This is a genomic window from Synechococcus sp. CC9605 (assembly GCF_000012625.1).
Lineage (GTDB): Bacteria > Cyanobacteriota > Cyanobacteriia > PCC-6307 > Cyanobiaceae > Parasynechococcus.
In genome coordinates this window covers 413117-429826 of sequence record NC_007516.1, presented here as the reverse complement: position 1 = coordinate 429826, position 16710 = coordinate 413117, and the positions used below count along the sequence as shown (strand labels likewise).

Genomic DNA, 16710 nt, shown 5'->3' with positions numbered 1-16710 from the left:
TCGCATCAATACTCAATTTCGCTGAAATATTCTCGGCAAAGCTTACTAACAACGACTCAAAGAGTTGTTTTAAAGCATGTTGGGAAGAGTCACCACAAATTACCTCCCCTCACCACACTTATGTTAAGCACACAAACCAGCCCCGCTGGAATGGCTTCGGCGAGTCGCACCAAGCCAGCCTCGTACGCCATGCCAAGCAAAGCTGGCAAAAACACTGTTCATCGGACAGTAGCTGGATCAATCGCTGAATTTAAGCGCAACACTTGTTCTCAGATGGGGCTCGGAATTGGCCCAAGACTGCACAGCGAATGTCCCTTCGGTGCAGTTTTTGATGAATATCACCCCAGTGATTCCTGGGCTTTGGAAAGAACCATTAATGACGCGTATAGACAGGTCTACGGAAACCTGCCTCCCACTGAAAACGAGCGGTACACCTCCCTTGAAGCACGCTTGATGAACGGGGAAATTACGGTCCGCGACTTTGTCAACGGGTTGGCAAAATCTCCTTTCTATAAGGATAATTACTTCCACAGTGTTGCCCCACAACGTGGGATCGAGCTTAATTTCAAACACCTCTTAGGGAGAGCACCTCTCAATCAAGAAGAAGTTCAAAACAGTATCAAGCTTCAAGCAGAAGAGGGTTTTGATGCTCTGATCGATAGCCTCACAGATTGCGCAGAATATGCAGAGGTTTTTGGATCGGACATCGTTCCCTATATGCGGGCGGGAGATTCCTACGCGGGAATGATGACCAGCTCCTTCAACATGATGAGAGAGCTTGCTGGCACAAAGGTTGCCGTCAGCGACAATGCACAAGGAAGTCGCAGTCGCACCAACACACAGCTGGCTGCGGCATCGATCAGCATGATGAAGCCGATCTTTAAGGGCGCACCAACTCTGCCCCAACAAAAGTATGGTGCACAACAGCCTCCCAAAAGGACAGGAGCTGTTCCGTTCCGACCGTTCGGAGTTAAACCGTTTGCCTGAGGTAAATTCAGGCAATTTATGCCATAACTCTTGCCCTCTTCCCAGGAAGGGGGCTTTCTAATTCAACACAACAATGAATGGCATGAGCCTGATCAGCGTCGCTTAGATTGCTGCACAGCAAAGAGGAACGTGCAAGATGCTCCAGGATCTCACCAATATTTCATCAATCAGCGACAGCCAGCTCACGGCAGAAGAAGCGCTCCAGCTCGCTGACGAGCTCAGTGGAAAATTAAGCGAAGGTGAGATCCCAAGATCTGATGCCGAATCTCTCAAACGCATGGTCGCCGGACTTGGGGACGCGAGAGGCGCTTTACGACTCACCTTTGCAAAAAGTCTAGGGGCGGTTGGGGATGAAGCTCTACCCATTCTTTGTAAAGCACTTCGCCAACACCAAAATGTAATCGTAAGACGAGCATCAGCTAAGACACTCAATTTGATTGGCAACAAGGAGGCGTTGCCTTATCTGCTTGAAGCCTTTTTAGAAGATGATGACCCAGTTGTTCTCGGTTCATCTGCTGGAGCGATGGCCACGATTGGACCAGACGCCATGGATTCGTTGCTTGGAATCCTAAAAAATCCAGACTGCACACCATTTCAGGTTGGATTAATCAATCTCGCACTGAGTTTCATCGGATCTAAGGCACCAGAAGCGTTGCTGAAAGCTGCAGATTCAGACGTGGCTGAAGTTCGAGTCGCCGCAATTTCAGCGTTGGGAGATCAAATCCAAAAGAGTGACGATTTAAGAGCAAAAAATAGAGTATTCCAAGCGCTCGAGGATGTCTCAGCGGACGTAAGAGCAGAGGCGGTAACTCTCATCGGTAAGTCATGCGATGCGGAAGACGTAGAAACATTGCTGCTGAACAAACTAAGCGACGAAGACACACAAGTTCGGAAAAATACTGCATTATCCTTGATGAAGCTAGACGCACTAGGAGCCATTAATCAGCTAAAGATTGCAGAACAAAATGAAATTGATACAGACGTAAAAGCCGTTCTCAGAGTCGCAATTAATATTTTATCGGCGAAAACCAGTTAAACCGCTCCCAAAAGGCTCGTCTAACTAAACAATCAATAAGTTTCAGCTCGTTGTCGCTTTAACGGTGAAGTTAGCGATATAGTTGAAGAGGCGGTCTATACAACAGGCAGATGTCAAGAGCTGAGTTCATCCGTTTTCTTGGTGTGCTCGAAGAAGACACCACCTTTAGGTCCTTATTTCGTGAGGCTGAGCCCGAGGAGATCCTCAAGCTCGCTGATCAACATGGATTTATCTTTTCTGATGAAATAAAGGGGCGTTTTCTTAATCGATGGGCGGGTGTGTACTTCTGCCCATTTGCCAATGATGTTGGGAGGCTGTGTCCCAAGATGGTGCCAGAAGGATTTAGTACTCTTCTGCACTATTCACAGACGACTTGTGCAAAAGACGACAAAGTAGAGCGTTTTGATTTCCGGGCTGGTGGTTACTACAAAGGAGTGGAAACTGTAGCTCGATAAAAAAACAATCTAACTCTTTGAGTTGAGCAGATTCTGAAGTCGTGCCAATGCAGACTGTGCAGCCTCCTGAATCAAGGGATCGGCATTGTTGTTCTGCAGTGCACGTAAAGCGTCTTCTGCCAAAGGATTGGGAATATCGGCAAGAGCCTGAGATGCACTGAAGATTAAAGCAACATTTTGGCTGCCGAGAGACTTTGTCAAAATTCTGATTGCCTCTTCAGACTTAAATTGTTGCTTACCGATCTGACCAAGACACATCAGTGCACCCTGCACCACAACCATATCTGAATCATCTATGCCTTGCTCAAGCATTTCCATGACTGAATCAGGAAACGGCTGATCTGGGAAGTTTTTGAACACCTGCACAAAGGCCTTAGGGCAGCAACGCCTTGCAGTTTGATTCTCTGTTGTTGCATAAAGTGCGATCAATGGATCAAACGCAGAGCTCCCAAAAAAACCAACACCTTTAACAGCCGCTCTATAGACCTTAGGATCATGATGACAGAAGAGATCCAATAATCTTGGCAACGCCTCTTCCCGATAGTTCTCAGAAAGAATTAAACAAGCTTCTTCTTGAATCCGAGGGTTGGGATGCATTAGATCTTCAAACAAAGCATCAACTGAAGGAATGCTCGAATCCCAGTTCATTTAAAAGCCTAAATCACTATCGTTCAATATTAGCATTTCAAGTCATGGGGCATGAAGAATTACCACTTAGTACTCAACCACGATCCAGAATGCTCTGTGCTTTTAGTCGCAGCAATCTATCGCCATCAGACTCAATAAGCTGTTGTAGCTGACGTTGATATCGAAGATGAAAATGCTCGGTCTGATCAGATTGGATCAAGAGGAGGCCTGCATAACGCATACCCCAACTAAGATTGTTTTCTAAAGACAAACATTTATCCAGAAAACAATCGCATTGGCCAGGGAACAGTAAAGCGAATGATAGCAAAGCAGCTGGGGGTGATTTTCTAAATTGAGGACGCTTATCTGTAATAGCATCTGAGAGAATTTTGCGAATATCAAGCAGTGCTTCGTCTGTCCAACCTTCGACAAGACCAAACAATCGCATCAAAAAATAATGTGCGCCATAGTCATTCTGGGCTTTATCTTGCCAGCAATTCTCGATAGCACTCCAAATCTCTTGAGCATCACGTTTTATTAGTGCCTGCATCGCAAGATAACAACGACTAAAATCGGGATGAAACAAGCCATCAATCAGTAACTCTGTAGGCAAAGGATCACCGTAATGATGAAGGACAGTGATCAAACGAGGATCATCAAGCAAAACTTGATCTACCGCTGATAGTGAATCATTATCTGAGAGTTTGTTTGACGGGTTATTCAAGAGGGATCTCACAGCTCGCATGCGAAATGCAGGCGATATGGGTGCTTCCATCAAATCAGACAAAAGCTCAACAGCATTCGCATCGATCACATCCTGCACTGCCGACTGGCGATCCATTTGATTAGAGCCATACAAATGATCTGAAAGATCAGCCAGATGAGATTGATCTCCAGATAGATGAATCATGGCAGCGATAGCAGCACCGCGAACCGACGTCTTCTCATGAGCTGTGTGAACAGAAATAGTCGAAATTGCTGATTTAACAGAAAGCTTTGAAAGACTTTGAATTAAGACTCTTTGATTCTGGCTAGCATCATCCAACAAATCAATCATATGTTGGTGCACTTCAGGATCTTGACAATTCAAATGAGACAAAGCCCAAGCAGCATTCTCAACCATATACACATCAGAGCTTCCTAAAAAACTAGCAATTTTTGGCGTAGCCTCTGCAACCCCTAATCGCGCAAGAACTTCTACAGCTTTTCGTTGTGCAAGACCTACTGGCACATCTTCAGAGCACTTATCTAGAAAAGCCAATAACGCTTGGCTTGTTATCGAGCCAGGAAAATTAATCAAATGAGAAACAGCCATATAATAATCACTCTCACTCTCAATATTATCAACTTCTTTAGATAAAATATCAACTGCCCCCTGTTGATCCAAGCCTGCATGAATATTATCGAAAAGACCAGTCATCGGTAATGGTCAACATTCGGACAATTCTACTTGAGGTGCGTAATTCAATAAGGCCTGTCGGGATAAGAAAGTAATAGCAAGCTTGCCATCAGGCGACACCGGAGGCAAAATTCTTCTAAGCCACTACAAAAAATATGGGACCTTTCCCAGGACGTTTGATCCATGTTTCCACTGGTGTGATGGACGGCTGCAGGCCCTCAACTTCCCACACAGTTTGTGTTGACACCCGTTTCATGGCGCAATGGATGAAATCCTTTAGAAATTGCAGTACACCGATAACATCTGTTGGCTGGAGCGCAGCAGATCAGCCTTCGATACCAGCACCTAAAAAGCAATCTTCTACATCCAAGGTTCGGAAACTAGTAGAGAAATTAACACCCCAAAAAGAAACCACTCCTAACAAGAAAGATAAAGCAGACTCAGACAAGCCAGAGGCCAACAAACGTAGAAGTACCTCTAGCCGCCGTAGGAATCGCCGGAAACAAGCCTGATTAAGATCTATGAGGCTCTCGAAGAGACTTCAAAGATCGCATCTTCGGGTCGTCCAGCTTTGAGAGCTTCCCAGTTGATCGCTTGAAGAAAAGTGCTTTCATCGGGCGTTTCAACCAAATCAACACCCCAATATCCCTCCTGGAGTGGAGCTCCAGGAGAGGCTTGGGAATCTTTCCTTCCACCAAGTGCCAGGACAACGTGGTTCATGTCGTGTCCGAGTTGACGACGGCATTCAGACCAAGTCTGCACTAAATCAACAGCCATATCTTGCGGAGATAAATCAGATGATATAGATAATTTCCAATGAGGATGACCAAGAACTTCCGTTGAAGAAATTTTTTTCGAAAGAGATTTAAGTTTTTGGGCAAGTAGTTCAAAATTCAATGCAGGCACGAGATCTGATTGAACCTGCAAGTTATGAGATAGAACAAACGTTGTCATCAAAAAAATACACCTTTGATGAATCTAATGGAATTTCAGCTTGTCTGTGATGGATGATCGGTAGTCTTCCATCTGGCTTACACAAAAAAAGGGGGGAGCTACTGCTCCCCCCTTTCCCTTAGATCTTGGATTGATCAAGACAGAGCGTTGATAGCGTAATCAAGATAGCTCTTGAACTCGTTAAGAGCCTGAGGGCTCATGTCGCGAGGAGCGCAAGCACGATCGCGAGTGTAAGTCAGAGCTTCGATGTAGGCGTTGGTGGGCAGACCCAAGGTGCGATACACCTCACGTGCGCCTGCAATACCCCACTCATCGAGAGGACCAGTACCACCCACGATGAGGCAGTAGTTGATCAAGCGCAGGTAGTGACCGAGGTCGCGGTAGCACTTGTCGACCTTCACTTGGCTATCACCGGCTTCACCGGGTTGCCGCAGATAGGCGTACTTATTGAAGCAAGCATCACCTGCTTCGCGGGTGACGTTGTCCAGACCGGCGGCCAGCTTTTCGGCAGCTTCCAGACGTGCAGCTGCACGCTGGATATTGCCCTGAACAGCCTCAAGATCGTTCTGGGAAGGGAAGCGACCGGCTGCATCAGCTGCGGTCACAACAGTGGTGACGACGGATTTCATTTGAGATCCTTTGGTAAAAGGTGCTGAGAAGGTAAGGAGAAAAGACTTGATCGTCCGCAGATCAGCTGATTGCGCCAATCACACGATCGAAGTAAGAACCTGCTTCAGCCACCAGTGCAGAGCAGTCGCCCTGAGTGGTTTCCATCTTGCGGTACTTAGCACCACCGCTGGCAGGAGAGTTGGTCTGACCAATCAGAGCCGTAGCAGCGGATTTCATGATCGCGACAGCACGGGCCGCAGACTGGGTAGGAACACCTAAAGCGATATAGGTTTCCTTGAGGCCATTCAAGCAACGGTCATCCAGCACGGACGCGTCACCAGCCAGCAGTGCGTAGCTGATGTAGCGAAGCACAATCTCACCATCGCGAAGGCACGCAGCCATCCGACGGGTGGGATAGCAGTTGCCGCCAGCCTGGATCAGACCTGTGTTTTCGCAGATCATGCCGGTGACTGCATCGGAGACGATGCAGTAGGCGTTGGAAGTAATGGCATTCACAGCGTCCAAACGCTTGTTGCCATCTTGCACGTAGGAGCGGAGGCTAGCGAGATCGCTACCACCAACAGGTGCAGTTTTGGCGTCAGCGCTGACGACTGTGCGGGAGAATGCGTCGAGCATTGGGGGCCAGACAGTTTTGGGGATGCAGTGCTTCGGAAACCGCCGGGTGAACAGGCCTAAGAAGCCCGGAGACCCAAGGGTGGTGGAAGCGCTGACCCAAGCTAAACTCAGTTATCAGCAGGGTTCGTCAAACAGACCCCTTTACGCAAAAGTTTGTCACCTTGGGCCAAATACCCCGGTTAGCGCCCTAGGAAATAGGCCGATCCGAGGGCAATCTCTCCTTTATTGACGCAAACCCGAGCAAAGGTTCACAAAAGCCTTGGGCAGGCTTCTGACAGGCTTAGGATCTTTTGGCTCAATCAGAACTTCATGGACAACGCAGCGTCCGATTTACCTACCCTTGAAGAGTTGCAAGAGTCCATCGATGAATTAGCTGCCTACAGGGAAAGACTGTTTCAAGATGTAGTTGGTTTGGGCAAAAAACTGCGCTTATCACAAAAGAAGATTGACACCACTGTTGCAGCACATCCAGAGCTTCAAAGACTCGACGAAGTGATGTCACAGCTGGTTGCACAGAGAAATGCACAGCAGAGCAAGCCTTGAATTGCAAAAAAAAATTTTACCGGCACGCCTATTTTAATTAATTTTCTTCAAAGCACAAACCAATGGTGCAGACACTTTCCCCGCCGATGACAATGGCGGATTTCTTCGAAGCCAGCCGCGGAACTTGGTTAAATAGGCGCGCTGTTCATCACCACGACTATCAAGATGATGAAGCTGCAGATTCCAATCTTGTCATTGAACCTTTCAATGCTGATGACCCAGTCGTCACCAAGATCTGCAATTCTTTGAACATTAAAACCGAAGACAGCTCAGGTGGAGCACGATTTTGGTGGGAAAGCAATATCAAAAAGGGTGTCCGTAACGATGATTACGCTGCAGTAGTCATCGACGTTCCTGACCATAAAGACTCCCGCAAGGGATTTCTACTTCGAGATGTTGGATATGTTGAAAAGCAATCTGTTTTAAGCACTTACAACTTCGCAGACGATGGCGTCGTGACGATCACGACGCGATACGACACCAACATTGGCATTGAACGCTGTTGGTTTGTGACCGATCAAATCAGAATGAGAGTGAGTTCTGTTCAGTGCTTGGATGGCGTTGCAATGACCACATACTGCACCGAGTTTCGGTGCCCTACTGATGCCGAAATTTCAGATATCACCCAGCGGGCACAACAACTGGCGATGGCGTCTTCAACAGGTAACAACTGATCACCATGTTTGATCCATTTCTTGAGGAATTGCTTTCAGGAATCAAAGCCCGGGGCGCAGTACCCGTTGAGGTTCCTCATGGACTTGAGCACAATCAATCATCCAAACGCTCGAGCACCATCAAGAGCTGGCTTTGGGACGTGCCTGGCTTTAGGAGGTGGCGCGTTACCCGGTTGGATGCTGGTGACAGCTTGCAGGTCCTGAATTCCGTTGCCTATCCCGACTACACCTACGACCATCCATTAATGGGGGTTGATCTGCTGTGGTTCGGTGCCAAGCAGAAGTTGGTTGCTGTTCTTGATTTCCAACCACTTGTTCAAGACAAGGACTATTTGGAGCGCTACTTCGATGGACTGAAGTCACTCAACGCTCAATTTCCGGATCTCAATGGTGAAGAGACCATGCGTTCCTTTGACCCAAATCAATACTTTTCCTCATGGCTACTGTTCTGCCGGGGCGGAGCAGAACAGGCGACATCATCGCTACCCACAGCTTTCAGCGCTTTTCTAAAAACCTACTGGGATTTACACGACAAGGCCGTTAAAATTCCTTCTTCCATTAATCCCATCGAAGTGGCACAACTTCAGAAAAATTATGATATTTACAGTGCAGAGAGAGATCCTGCACACGGCCTATTTACCAGCCATTTCGGAAGCGAATGGTCTGACCGTTTTCTGCACGAATTTCTCTTCCCCGCCAGCCAGCCCAAATGACCCTCCCTCTTCGCACGACGAGTCTTGATCCTGTCCAGATTCCCGGATGGCGCTGGCAGCCTTTTCTCGACACAGCCGTTGCGGCACTGAGCTCTCTGCAGCCGGATCCTTATCCAATTGCGGAACGATTTCTGCAGAAAGAGGGCAGCACAGGATCAAAGGCCAAACCAGTGCCAGTCAGGACTGCAACCTGGGCCTGTTCAACAGAAAAGCTGCGCCAAGTGCGCTGTGCCTGCGTTGAAGCTGGTGCCGCTGCATCGGTGCTCAACTTCGTGATCAACCCCAGCAGTCGTTTTGATCTTCCTTTCTTCGGAGCCGATCTCGTAACACTGCCCAACGGGCACTTGCTCGCTCTGGATTTGCAACCTGTCGACAAGACAGATCCCGATCACACGGGCCCGGTTTGGCAGCGGCTAATGCCGCTGTTCGAGCGCTGGCGCGCCCAACTGCCCGATGGGGGGCCCATTCCTGAAGAAGCACAGCCCTATTTCTCACCTGCCTTTCTCTGGACCAGGATCCCCCTTGGGGAGGAAGGCGACGCGCTGATTGACCGCGTGATCCGTCCGGCTTTTGCGGACTACCTCCAGCTCTACCTGGCGTTGGTGGAGGAGGCTCAGCCCGTTGACCATGAGCGTGCTGCACACCTGCTCTTGGGCCAGAAGCGCTACACGGCCTACCGCGCCGAGAAAGATCCAGCCCGCGGCATGTTGACGCGCTTTTACGGCAGTGAATGGACGGAGTCGTACATCCACGGCGTGCTGTTTGACCTCGAAGAAGCCACCGCCACTTCCTTGTCGCCGCAAGGGAGTTAAGCATTATGAACAGCTTTCGGGAGGCTCCCGAGCTGTTGGCCAGAATCACGGGCGACGGGATGGAGGCAATAGCCTTCAACTATCCCCTTCAAGTCTGAGATTCCCGCTCCAGACGTAGTTCACAGGAACAACAACCATGTTCGACGCCTTCACCAAGGTTGTCGCCCAGGCCGATGCCCGGGGACAATTCATCAGCACCAGCGAGATCGACGCCCTCGCTGCCATGGTTTCCGACAGCAACAAGCGTCTGGATGCCGTTAACCGCATCTCCAGCAACGCCTCCAGCATCGTTGCTTCGGCCGCTCGTCAGCTTTTTGCCCAACAGCCTTCTCTGATTTCCCCTGGCGGTAACGCTTACACCTCCCGTCGTATGGCTGCTTGCCTGCGCGACATGGAGATCATCCTGCGTTACGTCACCTACTCAGCTTTCACCGGTGATTCTTCAGTGATGGAAGATCGCTGCCTGAACGGCCTGCGCGAGACCTATCTGGCCCTTGGCACTCCCGGCGCATCGGTTGCAGCTGGAGTCAACCTGATGAAGGAAGCCGCTCTGGCACTCGTCAACGACAAAGCTGGCATCTCAGCTGGTGACTGTGCCTCTCTGAACAGCGAAATCGGCACCTACTTCGACAAAGCCGCAGCTTCCGTCGCCTGATCGACGCCTTGATTCGACGTCTTACTTCTCCTAACCAATGAAAACCCCTCTCACCGAAGCTGTTGCAGCAGCCGACTCCCAGGGTCGTTTCCTGAGCAACACAGAAGTTCAGGCTGCCTCTGGGCGTTTCAATCGCGCCAAGGCCAGCCTTGAGGCTGCCAAGGCTCTCACCGGCAAGGCCGACTCCCTGGTGAACGGCGCAGCTCAAGCTGTGTACACCAAGTTCCCTTACACCACCCAGATGGCGGGGCCCAACTACTCAGCAACTCCCGAAGGCAAAGCTAAGTGTTCCCGTGACGTGGGCTACTACCTGCGCATGATCACCTACTGCCTGGTCGCTGGTGGCACCGGCCCCATGGATGACTATCTGATTGCTGGTCTGGCCGAAATCAACCGTACTTTTGAGCTCTCCCCCTCCTGGTATGTGGAAGCTCTGAAGCACATCAAGGCCAACCACGGCCTCAGCGGCGACGCTGCTACCGAAGCCAACAGCTACATCGATTACGCCATCAATGCTCTGACCTGATCGGTTAGATCACAATCTGACAGCCCTCCTGATGGGGGGCTTTTTTATTGTTCAAACAGCTTGGGCCAGGATTCTAAAAATGACCCCGACGGAGCAGAACTTTCTCAGCTTGCTTTGCGGCGAATACAGCAATCAGCAGCAAGCATTGGATAACCCGCCTTTCTTTGCACATATTTTCCTAAGATATCGACCTTTAGAACACCTCCAAGAAGGATCTATTTTGCTAGAACAAAGCTATGCAGTAGATCCAAAGCATCCTTACCGACTACGCATGATAAGAGCGGAAGAACAATCACCTGGAATTATTAAATTATGGAATCATACTTTCCGCGAGCCATCAAGATTTTCCGGAGCGACCTTTGATAAATACTGTCGGCAGACCATTCAAAAAAGCGACCTCATCTGCCTTGACCAATGTCACTACCAAGTCGAATACAAGAGTGGTGGATATTATGGATCAATCGAACCAGGCTGCCGGTGTATGGTCACCCGAAATGGTCAAGAAACAGTTCTAGCAAGCACTTTTCACCTCCAAGAGGACACATTAAAAACTCTTGACCGTGGTCATGACCCAAAAACGAATGAAAGAGTTTGGGGCGCCATCGCAGGAGAATTTAAATTCAGACGAACAAAATCATGGGAAGCAAAATGGGAGTAGGACATTTATTCATGAGCATGGATAAGGAGCCCATTTTTTAAGTGCCTGAGACAGTGGGGCAAGCCTATAGAATGCAAAGGAAGTTTTTTTTAAACAAAACTACATTGATCCCAATTGACTCCGTTACATCCGCTCTTGAAGCCCTCGATCACCAAGATGCGGGTGTTCGGTATCACGGTGCTTGGTGGCTCGGAAAAAACAGATCTGTTGAGGGAGTACCACGATTGGTGGAATGCCTTCTAGACGAAAGGGACAAGACATGTACGGGGGGATACCCCCTAAGAAGGCAAGCAGCAAGATCACTGGGAATGATCAAAGATTCACGCTGTTTACCAGAGCTTCTTAAAACACTAGAAACAAATGACGTGCAATTACATGAAGCAACACTTAGAGCCCTAATTGAAATCAAGAGTGATCAATGCTCAAGCTCACTTATAAGCTACCTTGACCGAGACATTCCCAACAAACCAATAGAAGCACTTATAGAAGCCTTAACAGAACAAAAACTGTGGGATGTTGCAGAAAAGATCCAACCTTTTCTGAAAGATAAATCAGAGAGAATCGTTGGCTCGGCCGCTGCTTTTTTCTACAGCTACACAGGTGAGATGACCTATTTAAACAAAGTTATCTCACTTCTTGATCACCAGAATCGATTCATCAGGCAATCCGCTGCATTCGACCTTGCCCGCATCGGACCAATCAAGGCAGCAGATCCAATACTGATTGCCAAGATCCCCAACAACGTCAAGATGTTTGCAGTAAAAGCCATACTGAATAAATCACTCAGCTTTTGTAATCAGGCAGATTCTACTCCAGAAAATGACCTCGAATCGATTCATTTCTCTCTCTTCAAAGCACTTGACAACCTTGCCAGAGACAACTTTTCGGGAAACCTATTAATCGAGGAAGATAATCAAATCCCAGAAACCTATGCAGGAGGCGACTCAACACAAGGCGATCTACTTTCAGATGCACTCGAGAACCTAAGGTCACCGTCCTTGACGCGCAGAAAAACAGGCATAAAACAACTCATCCTTGGCGCTGATCATTTCAAAATCGATCTTCTTGACCTGTACTTCTCAGAATCAGATCAGGACATCACAATGGGACTAATCAAGGCCATGGCTGAACTAAAAAATCCCCATTACGCAAACGCACTTGTTAATGCCATTGGAGTCGAAATTGGCAATCATTGCCAAGGAAACATTCGACGCGTCGCGGCGTGCGCTCTTGGTGACATCAATTGGGACGAATGGCTTTCGTCGCACTCACTACATACCGTTTTCAACAAACTTGAATGGACACTTCATTCACCTGAAGACTGGGGTTTGCGCTATAGCGCATGCTTGGCGCTGGAAGGAATTGGCAATGCCAATTCAATTGAAATTTTAAGTGAAGCTAAAGCAAAAGAAACAGACCCAGTCCTTTCTGCACGCCTTGATAAGGCAATACTAAAATCAAAAGGTAAGACTTCTATCCATCAGGTCGAACACAATAAGATTTCTAAAGGTAATGATTAAAGTATTATTCGTCTGCCTCGGCAACATCTGCCGCTCACCAGCAGCCGAAGGCGTCTTCCTACATCTGCTCGAAGAACGCGGTCTCAGTGATCAGTTCGTGGTGGATTCCGCAGGAACGGGCGGATGGCATGTGGGCAATCCGGCGGACCGACGCATGCAGGCTGCTGCCAACCGCCGCGGCATCAACCTCCCCAGCCGCGCTCGACAGATCAGCCTCGACGATTTCTCGAGTTTCGATCTGGTGCTCACCATGGACGACGACAATCTCACGGCCGTCCAGGGACTGGCTCGCGAAGCTGGGCCTCGAGCAACGGCCAGCATCAAGCCCATGCTCAGCTATGCCCGGGGATTCTCCGAAACGGAGGTGCCTGATCCTTACTACGGGGGCGAGGCGGGTTTCGAGCATGTGCTCGATCTGCTCGAGGATGCCTGCGCCAACCTGCTCGACGAGCTCAGCCCGCTGGCGTAGGCCAGGCCTCTTCACCCACCCGAGACCGGAACTGCCCCACCAAGGCGTCGATCACAGCCTCAATGCTCATGCCATCGGTCACAAGCTCCAGGGCATCGTCCGCCTGCACCAGAGGAGCCTCCTCGCGGGTGCTGTCGAGGTGATCCCGTTCGGCGATCTGCGCTTCGAGCTCAGATCGCTCGGGCACCGGGAAACCCCGCTGCTCCAGATCCAGTGCCCGCCGCCGGGCCCGTTCGCCCACCGTGGCTGTGAGAAAAACCTTCAGATCAGCATCCGGGAAAACAGCAGTGCCGATGTCGCGGCCTTCTGCCACCAAGCCACCCTTGGCACCCATCGCTTTCTGTTGAGCGGTCAGGGCTTGCCTAACGCAACGATGGGCGGCCACTGCCGAAACCGACGCTGTGACCTCCGGCGAGCGAATCGCATCACTTACGTCCTGCCCGTTCACCAACACCTGCTGGCCACCACCGGGCAACGACTTCAGCTGAAGGTCGAGGTCGTTCAACAGCGGTGCAATCGACACCGCATCCTGGTGGTCCACACCGTTCTGTTGCACCAACCAGGTCACCGATCGGTACATCGCGCCGGTGTCGAGGTAAACCAGCCCCATCCGCTCAGCAAAGGCGCGAGTAACGGTGCTTTTGCCAGCACCGGCAGGGCCATCGATGGCAACAAGAGGCTGGCGGGTCATCAGGAAGACGTGATCAATCAAACGGGTCGTCCCGCAACGCACCGCCGCGGCCAACAGTGAAATGGCCGTTTCAGGGCCACAGGGCTGAAGGGTGCGGGGGTCGACCCTCTCTACATACTCCACTTCGAGCCCTGCTTTAGCGAGGCTCTGACGCACTGAACTCTCAGGATCACTGGGATCGGCATGACGCAGTGCCGCAGGCAGAGCAGCGGCTCGAGCCCGATCAGCGGGGAAAAGGTATTGGTTGCGGGAACTCAAGGCCAGACCATCAGATTCACGAACGGTGGGAACGCCCTTCACCACCACGCCCAGATCAAGATCGACCACGAGCCGGCGCAGGATCACCAGCTGCTGCCAATCCTTCTCACCCAGCCAAAGGCAAGACGGCTCCACCAGCTGCAGCAGCCGGGCCACGACCGTGACCACACCATCAAAGTGACCGGGACGGGAAGCTCCACAAAGATGGGTCTGCAGGCCTGCCGGTGCTGAGCGCGACACCGCTGACGGGAGCCCACTTGGATAGATGGCATCAACACTCGGAGCCCAAAGGGCGTGAGCACCACAACATTCGGCTAAACCCCGATCCGCTTCAAGCGTTCGCGGGTAGCGATCAAAGTCTTCAGCTGGCCCGAATTGGAGTGGGTTGACGAACACACTCACCAGCACAGGCCCCTGTTCCGAGGCCCGGCGAATCAATTCACCGTGGCCTTGGTGCAGCCCCCCCATGGTGGGCACGAATTGCAGCGGCCCACTGAGGTTGGCCCGGAAGCGTTCCAGCTCGGCCTGGGTGGAGAGAACGGCGCAGCTCAGCGCAGCACCTCAAGCTTGACTTGGGCGATTCCAGAGGCGGTCAACCCCAGATCAGAGGCGGCACCGTGGCCAAGGTCGATCACCCGGTGATCGATGAAAGGTCCGCGATCGTTGATGCGGATTACGGCCGTGCGCCCGTTCCAGAGGTTGGTGACGCGCACTTTCGTACCAAAAGGAAGCGCACGGTGGGCTGCCGTCATCGTGCCGCGTCTGTAAACCTCACCATTGGCGGTGCGGTTGCCATAAAAACCGGGGCCATACCAACTGGCTTCACCAGTGATGACTTTCACCACCTCCGGTACAACCTTCAGCTTCGGCTTGGGGAGCTCAGAGGAAGGAGGTGCAAGGACCGGTTTGACCTCCGCAGAAGGAAGGGTTGCTTGCAGCTCAGGGGCTTGGGGCTCGACCACCAGATCCAGAGGGTCAAGCGGCTCTGCACCGTTGACCGAGAGGAAATCACACGCCACGACAGGCAGGAGGGCTGCACTGCCTGAAATCGCTCCAGAGAGCGTGGCCAGCGTCAGAAGGACTCGCATGCAGAGCGGCTTAGCCTAGGTCTTGGAACTGAACGCACAGTTCTCTGCCGTTGGCGGGCCTCACTAGAAAAGATTGCTGTGAACCTAAAAAAAGTGCTCCTGAAAAGAAACTGGGCGCCATCACAACGATCGGCACAACCAACCAGCCCTGCCTCCACTGCCAATCCGCGTGCTGACTGACAGATCAACGACAGAGCGCAAGTCCTGGTTCATAAGCCGAGATCTAACGGCTTATAAGCGCAGGCAATCAAATGTTGTGCCGACGGAACAATCAGCACAGGCTCCGCGGCATTGCAGGATCAATGCATCGGATTCATTCCATGGATTACAAGAGCGCTGGAGTTGACGTAGAGGCCGGGCGCGCGTTCGTGCAGCGCATCAAGGCGTCTGTGGAAGCCACCCACCGACCGGAGGTCATCGGCGGCCTTGGTGGTTTTGGCGGTCTAATGAGTCTTCCAGCAGGAATGCGCAAGCCCCTGCTGGTGTCAGGCACCGATGGCGTGGGAACCAAACTGGAACTGGCTCAAGAACATGGCAGCCATCACGGCGTGGGCATCGACCTGGTGGCGATGTGCGTCAACGACGTGATCACCTCAGGAGCCGCGCCGCTGTTTTTCCTGGATTACATGGCCACCGGGGCCTTAGCGCCATCGGCAATGGCCGAGGTTGTTGAAGGCATCGCCGATGGCTGCAGACAGAGCGGCTGCGCCCTGCTCGGCGGCGAAACGGCCGAGATGCCTGGGTTCTACCCCCAGGGGCGCTATGACATCGCCGGCTTTTGTGTGGCGGTTGTCGAAGAAGACGAGCTCATCGACGGCCAGCGCATCCAGCCTGGCGACAGCGTGATCGGCGTGGCCAGCAGCGGCGTGCACAGCAACGGCTTCAGCCTGGTGCGCAAGGTGCTGGAGAAGGCCAATGCAGATGCGAACACCGTGTATGGCGACAACCAGCGCCCTCTGATCGGCGACCTGCTGGCGCCAACAACCCTGTATGCCGACCTGGTGCAGCACCTGATGCAGAGCGGATGCGAGCTCCACGGCATGGCCCACATCACCGGCGGAGGACTCCCCGAAAACCTGCCGCGCTGCCTGCCGGAAGGCTGCTCTGCGCGCATCGATGCCTCCAGCTGGACAAGGCCAACCCTGTTCCGATGGCTGCAGGAGGCCGGAAACATTCCCGAACGGGACCTTTGGCACACGTTCAACCTCGGCATCGGCTTCTGCCTGGTGGTGCCAGCGAGGAGCGAAGACGCTGTGATCGAGCATTGCCGCGGCAAGAACCATCAGGCTTGGTTGATTGGCAACGTGACCTCCAACACCCCAGGCAACGCTGCTGTTCTGGAAGGTGTGCCTGCCTGATTGCGTCAGTTTCAGACGGGTTTGACACCGCAGACCACCGGC

General features: G+C 51.5%; 20 protein-coding genes. 13 read left to right on the top strand and 7 right to left on the bottom strand.

The window, feature by feature from the left end; genetic code table 11:
- Positions 1 to 120: 120 nt before the first annotated feature.
- From SYNCC9605_RS02175 to SYNCC9605_RS02165, 3 genes are all read left to right on the top strand, one after another.
- Positions 121 to 987, top strand: a complete 867-nt coding sequence (locus SYNCC9605_RS02175) for a phycobilisome rod-core linker polypeptide (RefSeq protein WP_011363444.1) — start codon at positions 121 to 123, stop codon at positions 985 to 987.
- Between the two features lie 136 nt (positions 988 to 1123).
- Positions 1124 to 2023 carry a HEAT repeat domain-containing protein gene (locus SYNCC9605_RS02170; protein ID WP_011363443.1) on the top strand — a complete coding sequence of 300 codons (900 nt, stop codon included), beginning with the start codon at positions 1124 to 1126 and terminating at the stop codon, positions 2021 to 2023.
- A gap of 110 nt (positions 2024 to 2133) precedes the next feature.
- A complete protein-coding gene (locus SYNCC9605_RS02165; RefSeq protein ID WP_011363442.1) occupies positions 2134 to 2478 on the top strand; it encodes a Nif11-like leader peptide family natural product precursor in 345 nt (114 codons plus the stop codon).
- A gap of 9 nt (positions 2479 to 2487) precedes the next feature.
- On the opposite strand, the gene SYNCC9605_RS02160 is transcribed toward SYNCC9605_RS02165, so the two are convergent.
- From SYNCC9605_RS02160 to cpeB, 5 genes are all read right to left on the bottom strand, one after another.
- Positions 2488 to 3126 carry a HEAT repeat domain-containing protein gene (locus SYNCC9605_RS02160; RefSeq protein ID WP_011363441.1) on the bottom strand — a complete coding sequence of 213 codons (639 nt, stop codon included), beginning with the start codon at positions 3124 to 3126 and terminating at the stop codon, positions 2488 to 2490.
- A 73-nt stretch (positions 3127 to 3199) separates the two neighbouring features.
- Positions 3200 to 4525 (bottom strand): HEAT repeat domain-containing protein, encoded by a 1326-nt coding sequence (locus SYNCC9605_RS02155; protein ID WP_011363440.1) that lies wholly within the window; start codon positions 4523 to 4525, stop codon positions 3200 to 3202.
- Between the two features lie 498 nt (positions 4526 to 5023).
- The gene (locus SYNCC9605_RS13565) at positions 5024 to 5458 is read right to left on the bottom strand and encodes a DUF2656 family protein (protein WP_011363439.1); all 435 of its coding nucleotides are present in this window, start codon (positions 5456 to 5458) and stop codon (positions 5024 to 5026) included.
- A gap of 134 nt (positions 5459 to 5592) precedes the next feature.
- Positions 5593 to 6087 carry a class 1 C-phycoerythrin subunit alpha gene (cpeA, locus tag SYNCC9605_RS02150; protein ID WP_006851808.1) on the bottom strand — a complete coding sequence of 165 codons (495 nt, stop codon included), beginning with the start codon at positions 6085 to 6087 and terminating at the stop codon, positions 5593 to 5595.
- A 61-nt stretch (positions 6088 to 6148) separates the two neighbouring features.
- Positions 6149 to 6703, bottom strand: coding sequence for a class 1 C-phycoerythrin subunit beta (cpeB, locus tag SYNCC9605_RS02145; RefSeq protein WP_006850931.1), 555 nt, complete (start codon positions 6701 to 6703; stop codon positions 6149 to 6151).
- A 309-nt stretch (positions 6704 to 7012) separates the two neighbouring features.
- Between cpeB and SYNCC9605_RS02140 the strand changes: the two genes are divergently transcribed.
- The 9 genes from SYNCC9605_RS02140 (at position 7013) to SYNCC9605_RS02105 (ending at position 13273) form a co-directional block, all read left to right on the top strand.
- The gene (locus tag SYNCC9605_RS02140) at positions 7013 to 7246 is read left to right on the top strand and encodes a hypothetical protein (protein WP_041435411.1); all 234 of its coding nucleotides are present in this window, start codon (positions 7013 to 7015) and stop codon (positions 7244 to 7246) included.
- 62 nt (positions 7247 to 7308) lie between these two features.
- Positions 7309 to 7920 carry a phycobiliprotein lyase gene (locus SYNCC9605_RS02135; protein ID WP_011363437.1) on the top strand — a complete coding sequence of 204 codons (612 nt, stop codon included), beginning with the start codon at positions 7309 to 7311 and terminating at the stop codon, positions 7918 to 7920.
- Between the two features lie 5 nt (positions 7921 to 7925).
- A complete protein-coding gene (locus SYNCC9605_RS02130; RefSeq protein ID WP_011363436.1) occupies positions 7926 to 8633 on the top strand; it encodes a 15,16-dihydrobiliverdin:ferredoxin oxidoreductase in 708 nt (235 codons plus the stop codon).
- Positions 8630 to 9445, top strand: a complete 816-nt coding sequence (locus tag SYNCC9605_RS02125) for a phycoerythrobilin:ferredoxin oxidoreductase (protein WP_011363435.1) — start codon at positions 8630 to 8632, stop codon at positions 9443 to 9445. The genes SYNCC9605_RS02130 and SYNCC9605_RS02125 overlap by 4 nt, the downstream gene beginning before the upstream one ends.
- Positions 9446 to 9581: 136 nt before the next feature.
- Complete coding sequence (locus SYNCC9605_RS02120; RefSeq protein ID WP_011363434.1) at positions 9582 to 10100, top strand: phycocyanin subunit beta; 519 nt, start codon at positions 9582 to 9584, stop codon at positions 10098 to 10100.
- Between the two features lie 37 nt (positions 10101 to 10137).
- Positions 10138 to 10626, top strand: a complete 489-nt coding sequence (gene cpcA / locus SYNCC9605_RS02115) for a phycocyanin subunit alpha (protein WP_011363433.1) — start codon at positions 10138 to 10140, stop codon at positions 10624 to 10626.
- Between the two features lie 79 nt (positions 10627 to 10705).
- Positions 10706 to 11284 carry a chromophore lyase CpcT/CpeT gene (locus tag SYNCC9605_RS13560; protein ID WP_071813080.1) on the top strand — a complete coding sequence of 193 codons (579 nt, stop codon included), beginning with the start codon at positions 10706 to 10708 and terminating at the stop codon, positions 11282 to 11284.
- 41 nt (positions 11285 to 11325) lie between these two features.
- Positions 11326 to 12804: a HEAT repeat domain-containing protein gene (locus SYNCC9605_RS02110; RefSeq protein ID WP_011363431.1), complete on the top strand. Its 1479-nt coding sequence runs from the start codon at positions 11326 to 11328 to the stop codon at positions 12802 to 12804.
- Positions 12797 to 13273, top strand: coding sequence for a low molecular weight protein-tyrosine-phosphatase (locus SYNCC9605_RS02105; RefSeq protein ID WP_011363430.1), 477 nt, complete (start codon positions 12797 to 12799; stop codon positions 13271 to 13273). The genes SYNCC9605_RS02110 and SYNCC9605_RS02105 overlap by 8 nt, the downstream gene beginning before the upstream one ends.
- On the opposite strand, the gene SYNCC9605_RS02100 is transcribed toward SYNCC9605_RS02105, so the two are convergent.
- Positions 13257 to 14774 (bottom strand): bifunctional pantoate--beta-alanine ligase/(d)CMP kinase, encoded by a 1518-nt coding sequence (locus SYNCC9605_RS02100; RefSeq protein ID WP_071812993.1) that lies wholly within the window; start codon positions 14772 to 14774, stop codon positions 13257 to 13259. The genes SYNCC9605_RS02105 and SYNCC9605_RS02100 overlap by 17 nt on opposite strands.
- Positions 14771 to 15310, bottom strand: coding sequence for a septal ring lytic transglycosylase RlpA family protein (locus SYNCC9605_RS02095; protein ID WP_011363428.1), 540 nt, complete (start codon positions 15308 to 15310; stop codon positions 14771 to 14773). Before SYNCC9605_RS02095 ends, SYNCC9605_RS02100 begins: the two co-directional genes overlap by 4 nt.
- A gap of 320 nt (positions 15311 to 15630) precedes the next feature.
- Here SYNCC9605_RS02095 and purM point away from each other — a divergent pair, with 320 nt between their 5' ends.
- The gene (purM, locus tag SYNCC9605_RS02090; RefSeq protein WP_041434355.1) at positions 15631 to 16668 is read left to right on the top strand and encodes a phosphoribosylformylglycinamidine cyclo-ligase; all 1038 of its coding nucleotides are present in this window, start codon (positions 15631 to 15633) and stop codon (positions 16666 to 16668) included.
- Positions 16669 to 16710 lie beyond the last annotated feature (42 nt).

Excerpts from the sequence above, each read along its gene's own strand:
- purM (WP_041434355.1), top strand. The coding sequence starts at position 15,631 with ATGGATTACAAGAGCGCTGGAGTTGACGTAGAGGCCGGGCGCGCGTTC.
- cpeA (WP_006851808.1), bottom strand. The coding sequence starts at position 6,087 with ATGAAATCCGTCGTCACCACTGTTGTGACCGCAGCTGATGCAGCCGGT.
- SYNCC9605_RS02125 (WP_011363435.1), top strand. The coding sequence starts at position 8,630 with ATGACCCTCCCTCTTCGCACGACGAGTCTTGATCCTGTCCAGATTCCC.
- SYNCC9605_RS02135 (WP_011363437.1), top strand. The coding sequence starts at position 7,309 with ATGGTGCAGACACTTTCCCCGCCGATGACAATGGCGGATTTCTTCGAA.
- SYNCC9605_RS02170 (WP_011363443.1), top strand. The coding sequence starts at position 1,124 with ATGCTCCAGGATCTCACCAATATTTCATCAATCAGCGACAGCCAGCTC.
- SYNCC9605_RS02095 (WP_011363428.1), bottom strand. The coding sequence starts at position 15,310 with ATGCGAGTCCTTCTGACGCTGGCCACGCTCTCTGGAGCGATTTCAGGC.
- SYNCC9605_RS02160 (WP_011363441.1), bottom strand. The coding sequence starts at position 3,126 with ATGAACTGGGATTCGAGCATTCCTTCAGTTGATGCTTTGTTTGAAGAT.
- SYNCC9605_RS02105 (WP_011363430.1), top strand. The coding sequence starts at position 12,797 with ATGATTAAAGTATTATTCGTCTGCCTCGGCAACATCTGCCGCTCACCA.
- SYNCC9605_RS02140 (WP_041435411.1), top strand. The coding sequence starts at position 7,013 with ATGGACAACGCAGCGTCCGATTTACCTACCCTTGAAGAGTTGCAAGAG.
- SYNCC9605_RS02175 (WP_011363444.1), top strand. The coding sequence starts at position 121 with ATGTTAAGCACACAAACCAGCCCCGCTGGAATGGCTTCGGCGAGTCGC.
- cpcA (WP_011363433.1), top strand. The coding sequence starts at position 10,138 with ATGAAAACCCCTCTCACCGAAGCTGTTGCAGCAGCCGACTCCCAGGGT.
- cpeB (WP_006850931.1), bottom strand. The coding sequence starts at position 6,703 with ATGCTCGACGCATTCTCCCGCACAGTCGTCAGCGCTGACGCCAAAACT.
- SYNCC9605_RS02120 (WP_011363434.1), top strand. The coding sequence starts at position 9,582 with ATGTTCGACGCCTTCACCAAGGTTGTCGCCCAGGCCGATGCCCGGGGA.
- SYNCC9605_RS02130 (WP_011363436.1), top strand. The coding sequence starts at position 7,926 with ATGTTTGATCCATTTCTTGAGGAATTGCTTTCAGGAATCAAAGCCCGG.
- SYNCC9605_RS13560 (WP_071813080.1), top strand. The coding sequence starts at position 10,706 with ATGACCCCGACGGAGCAGAACTTTCTCAGCTTGCTTTGCGGCGAATAC.
- SYNCC9605_RS02155 (WP_011363440.1), bottom strand. The coding sequence starts at position 4,525 with ATGACTGGTCTTTTCGATAATATTCATGCAGGCTTGGATCAACAGGGG.
- SYNCC9605_RS13565 (WP_011363439.1), bottom strand. The coding sequence starts at position 5,458 with ATGACAACGTTTGTTCTATCTCATAACTTGCAGGTTCAATCAGATCTC.
- SYNCC9605_RS02165 (WP_011363442.1), top strand. The coding sequence starts at position 2,134 with ATGTCAAGAGCTGAGTTCATCCGTTTTCTTGGTGTGCTCGAAGAAGAC.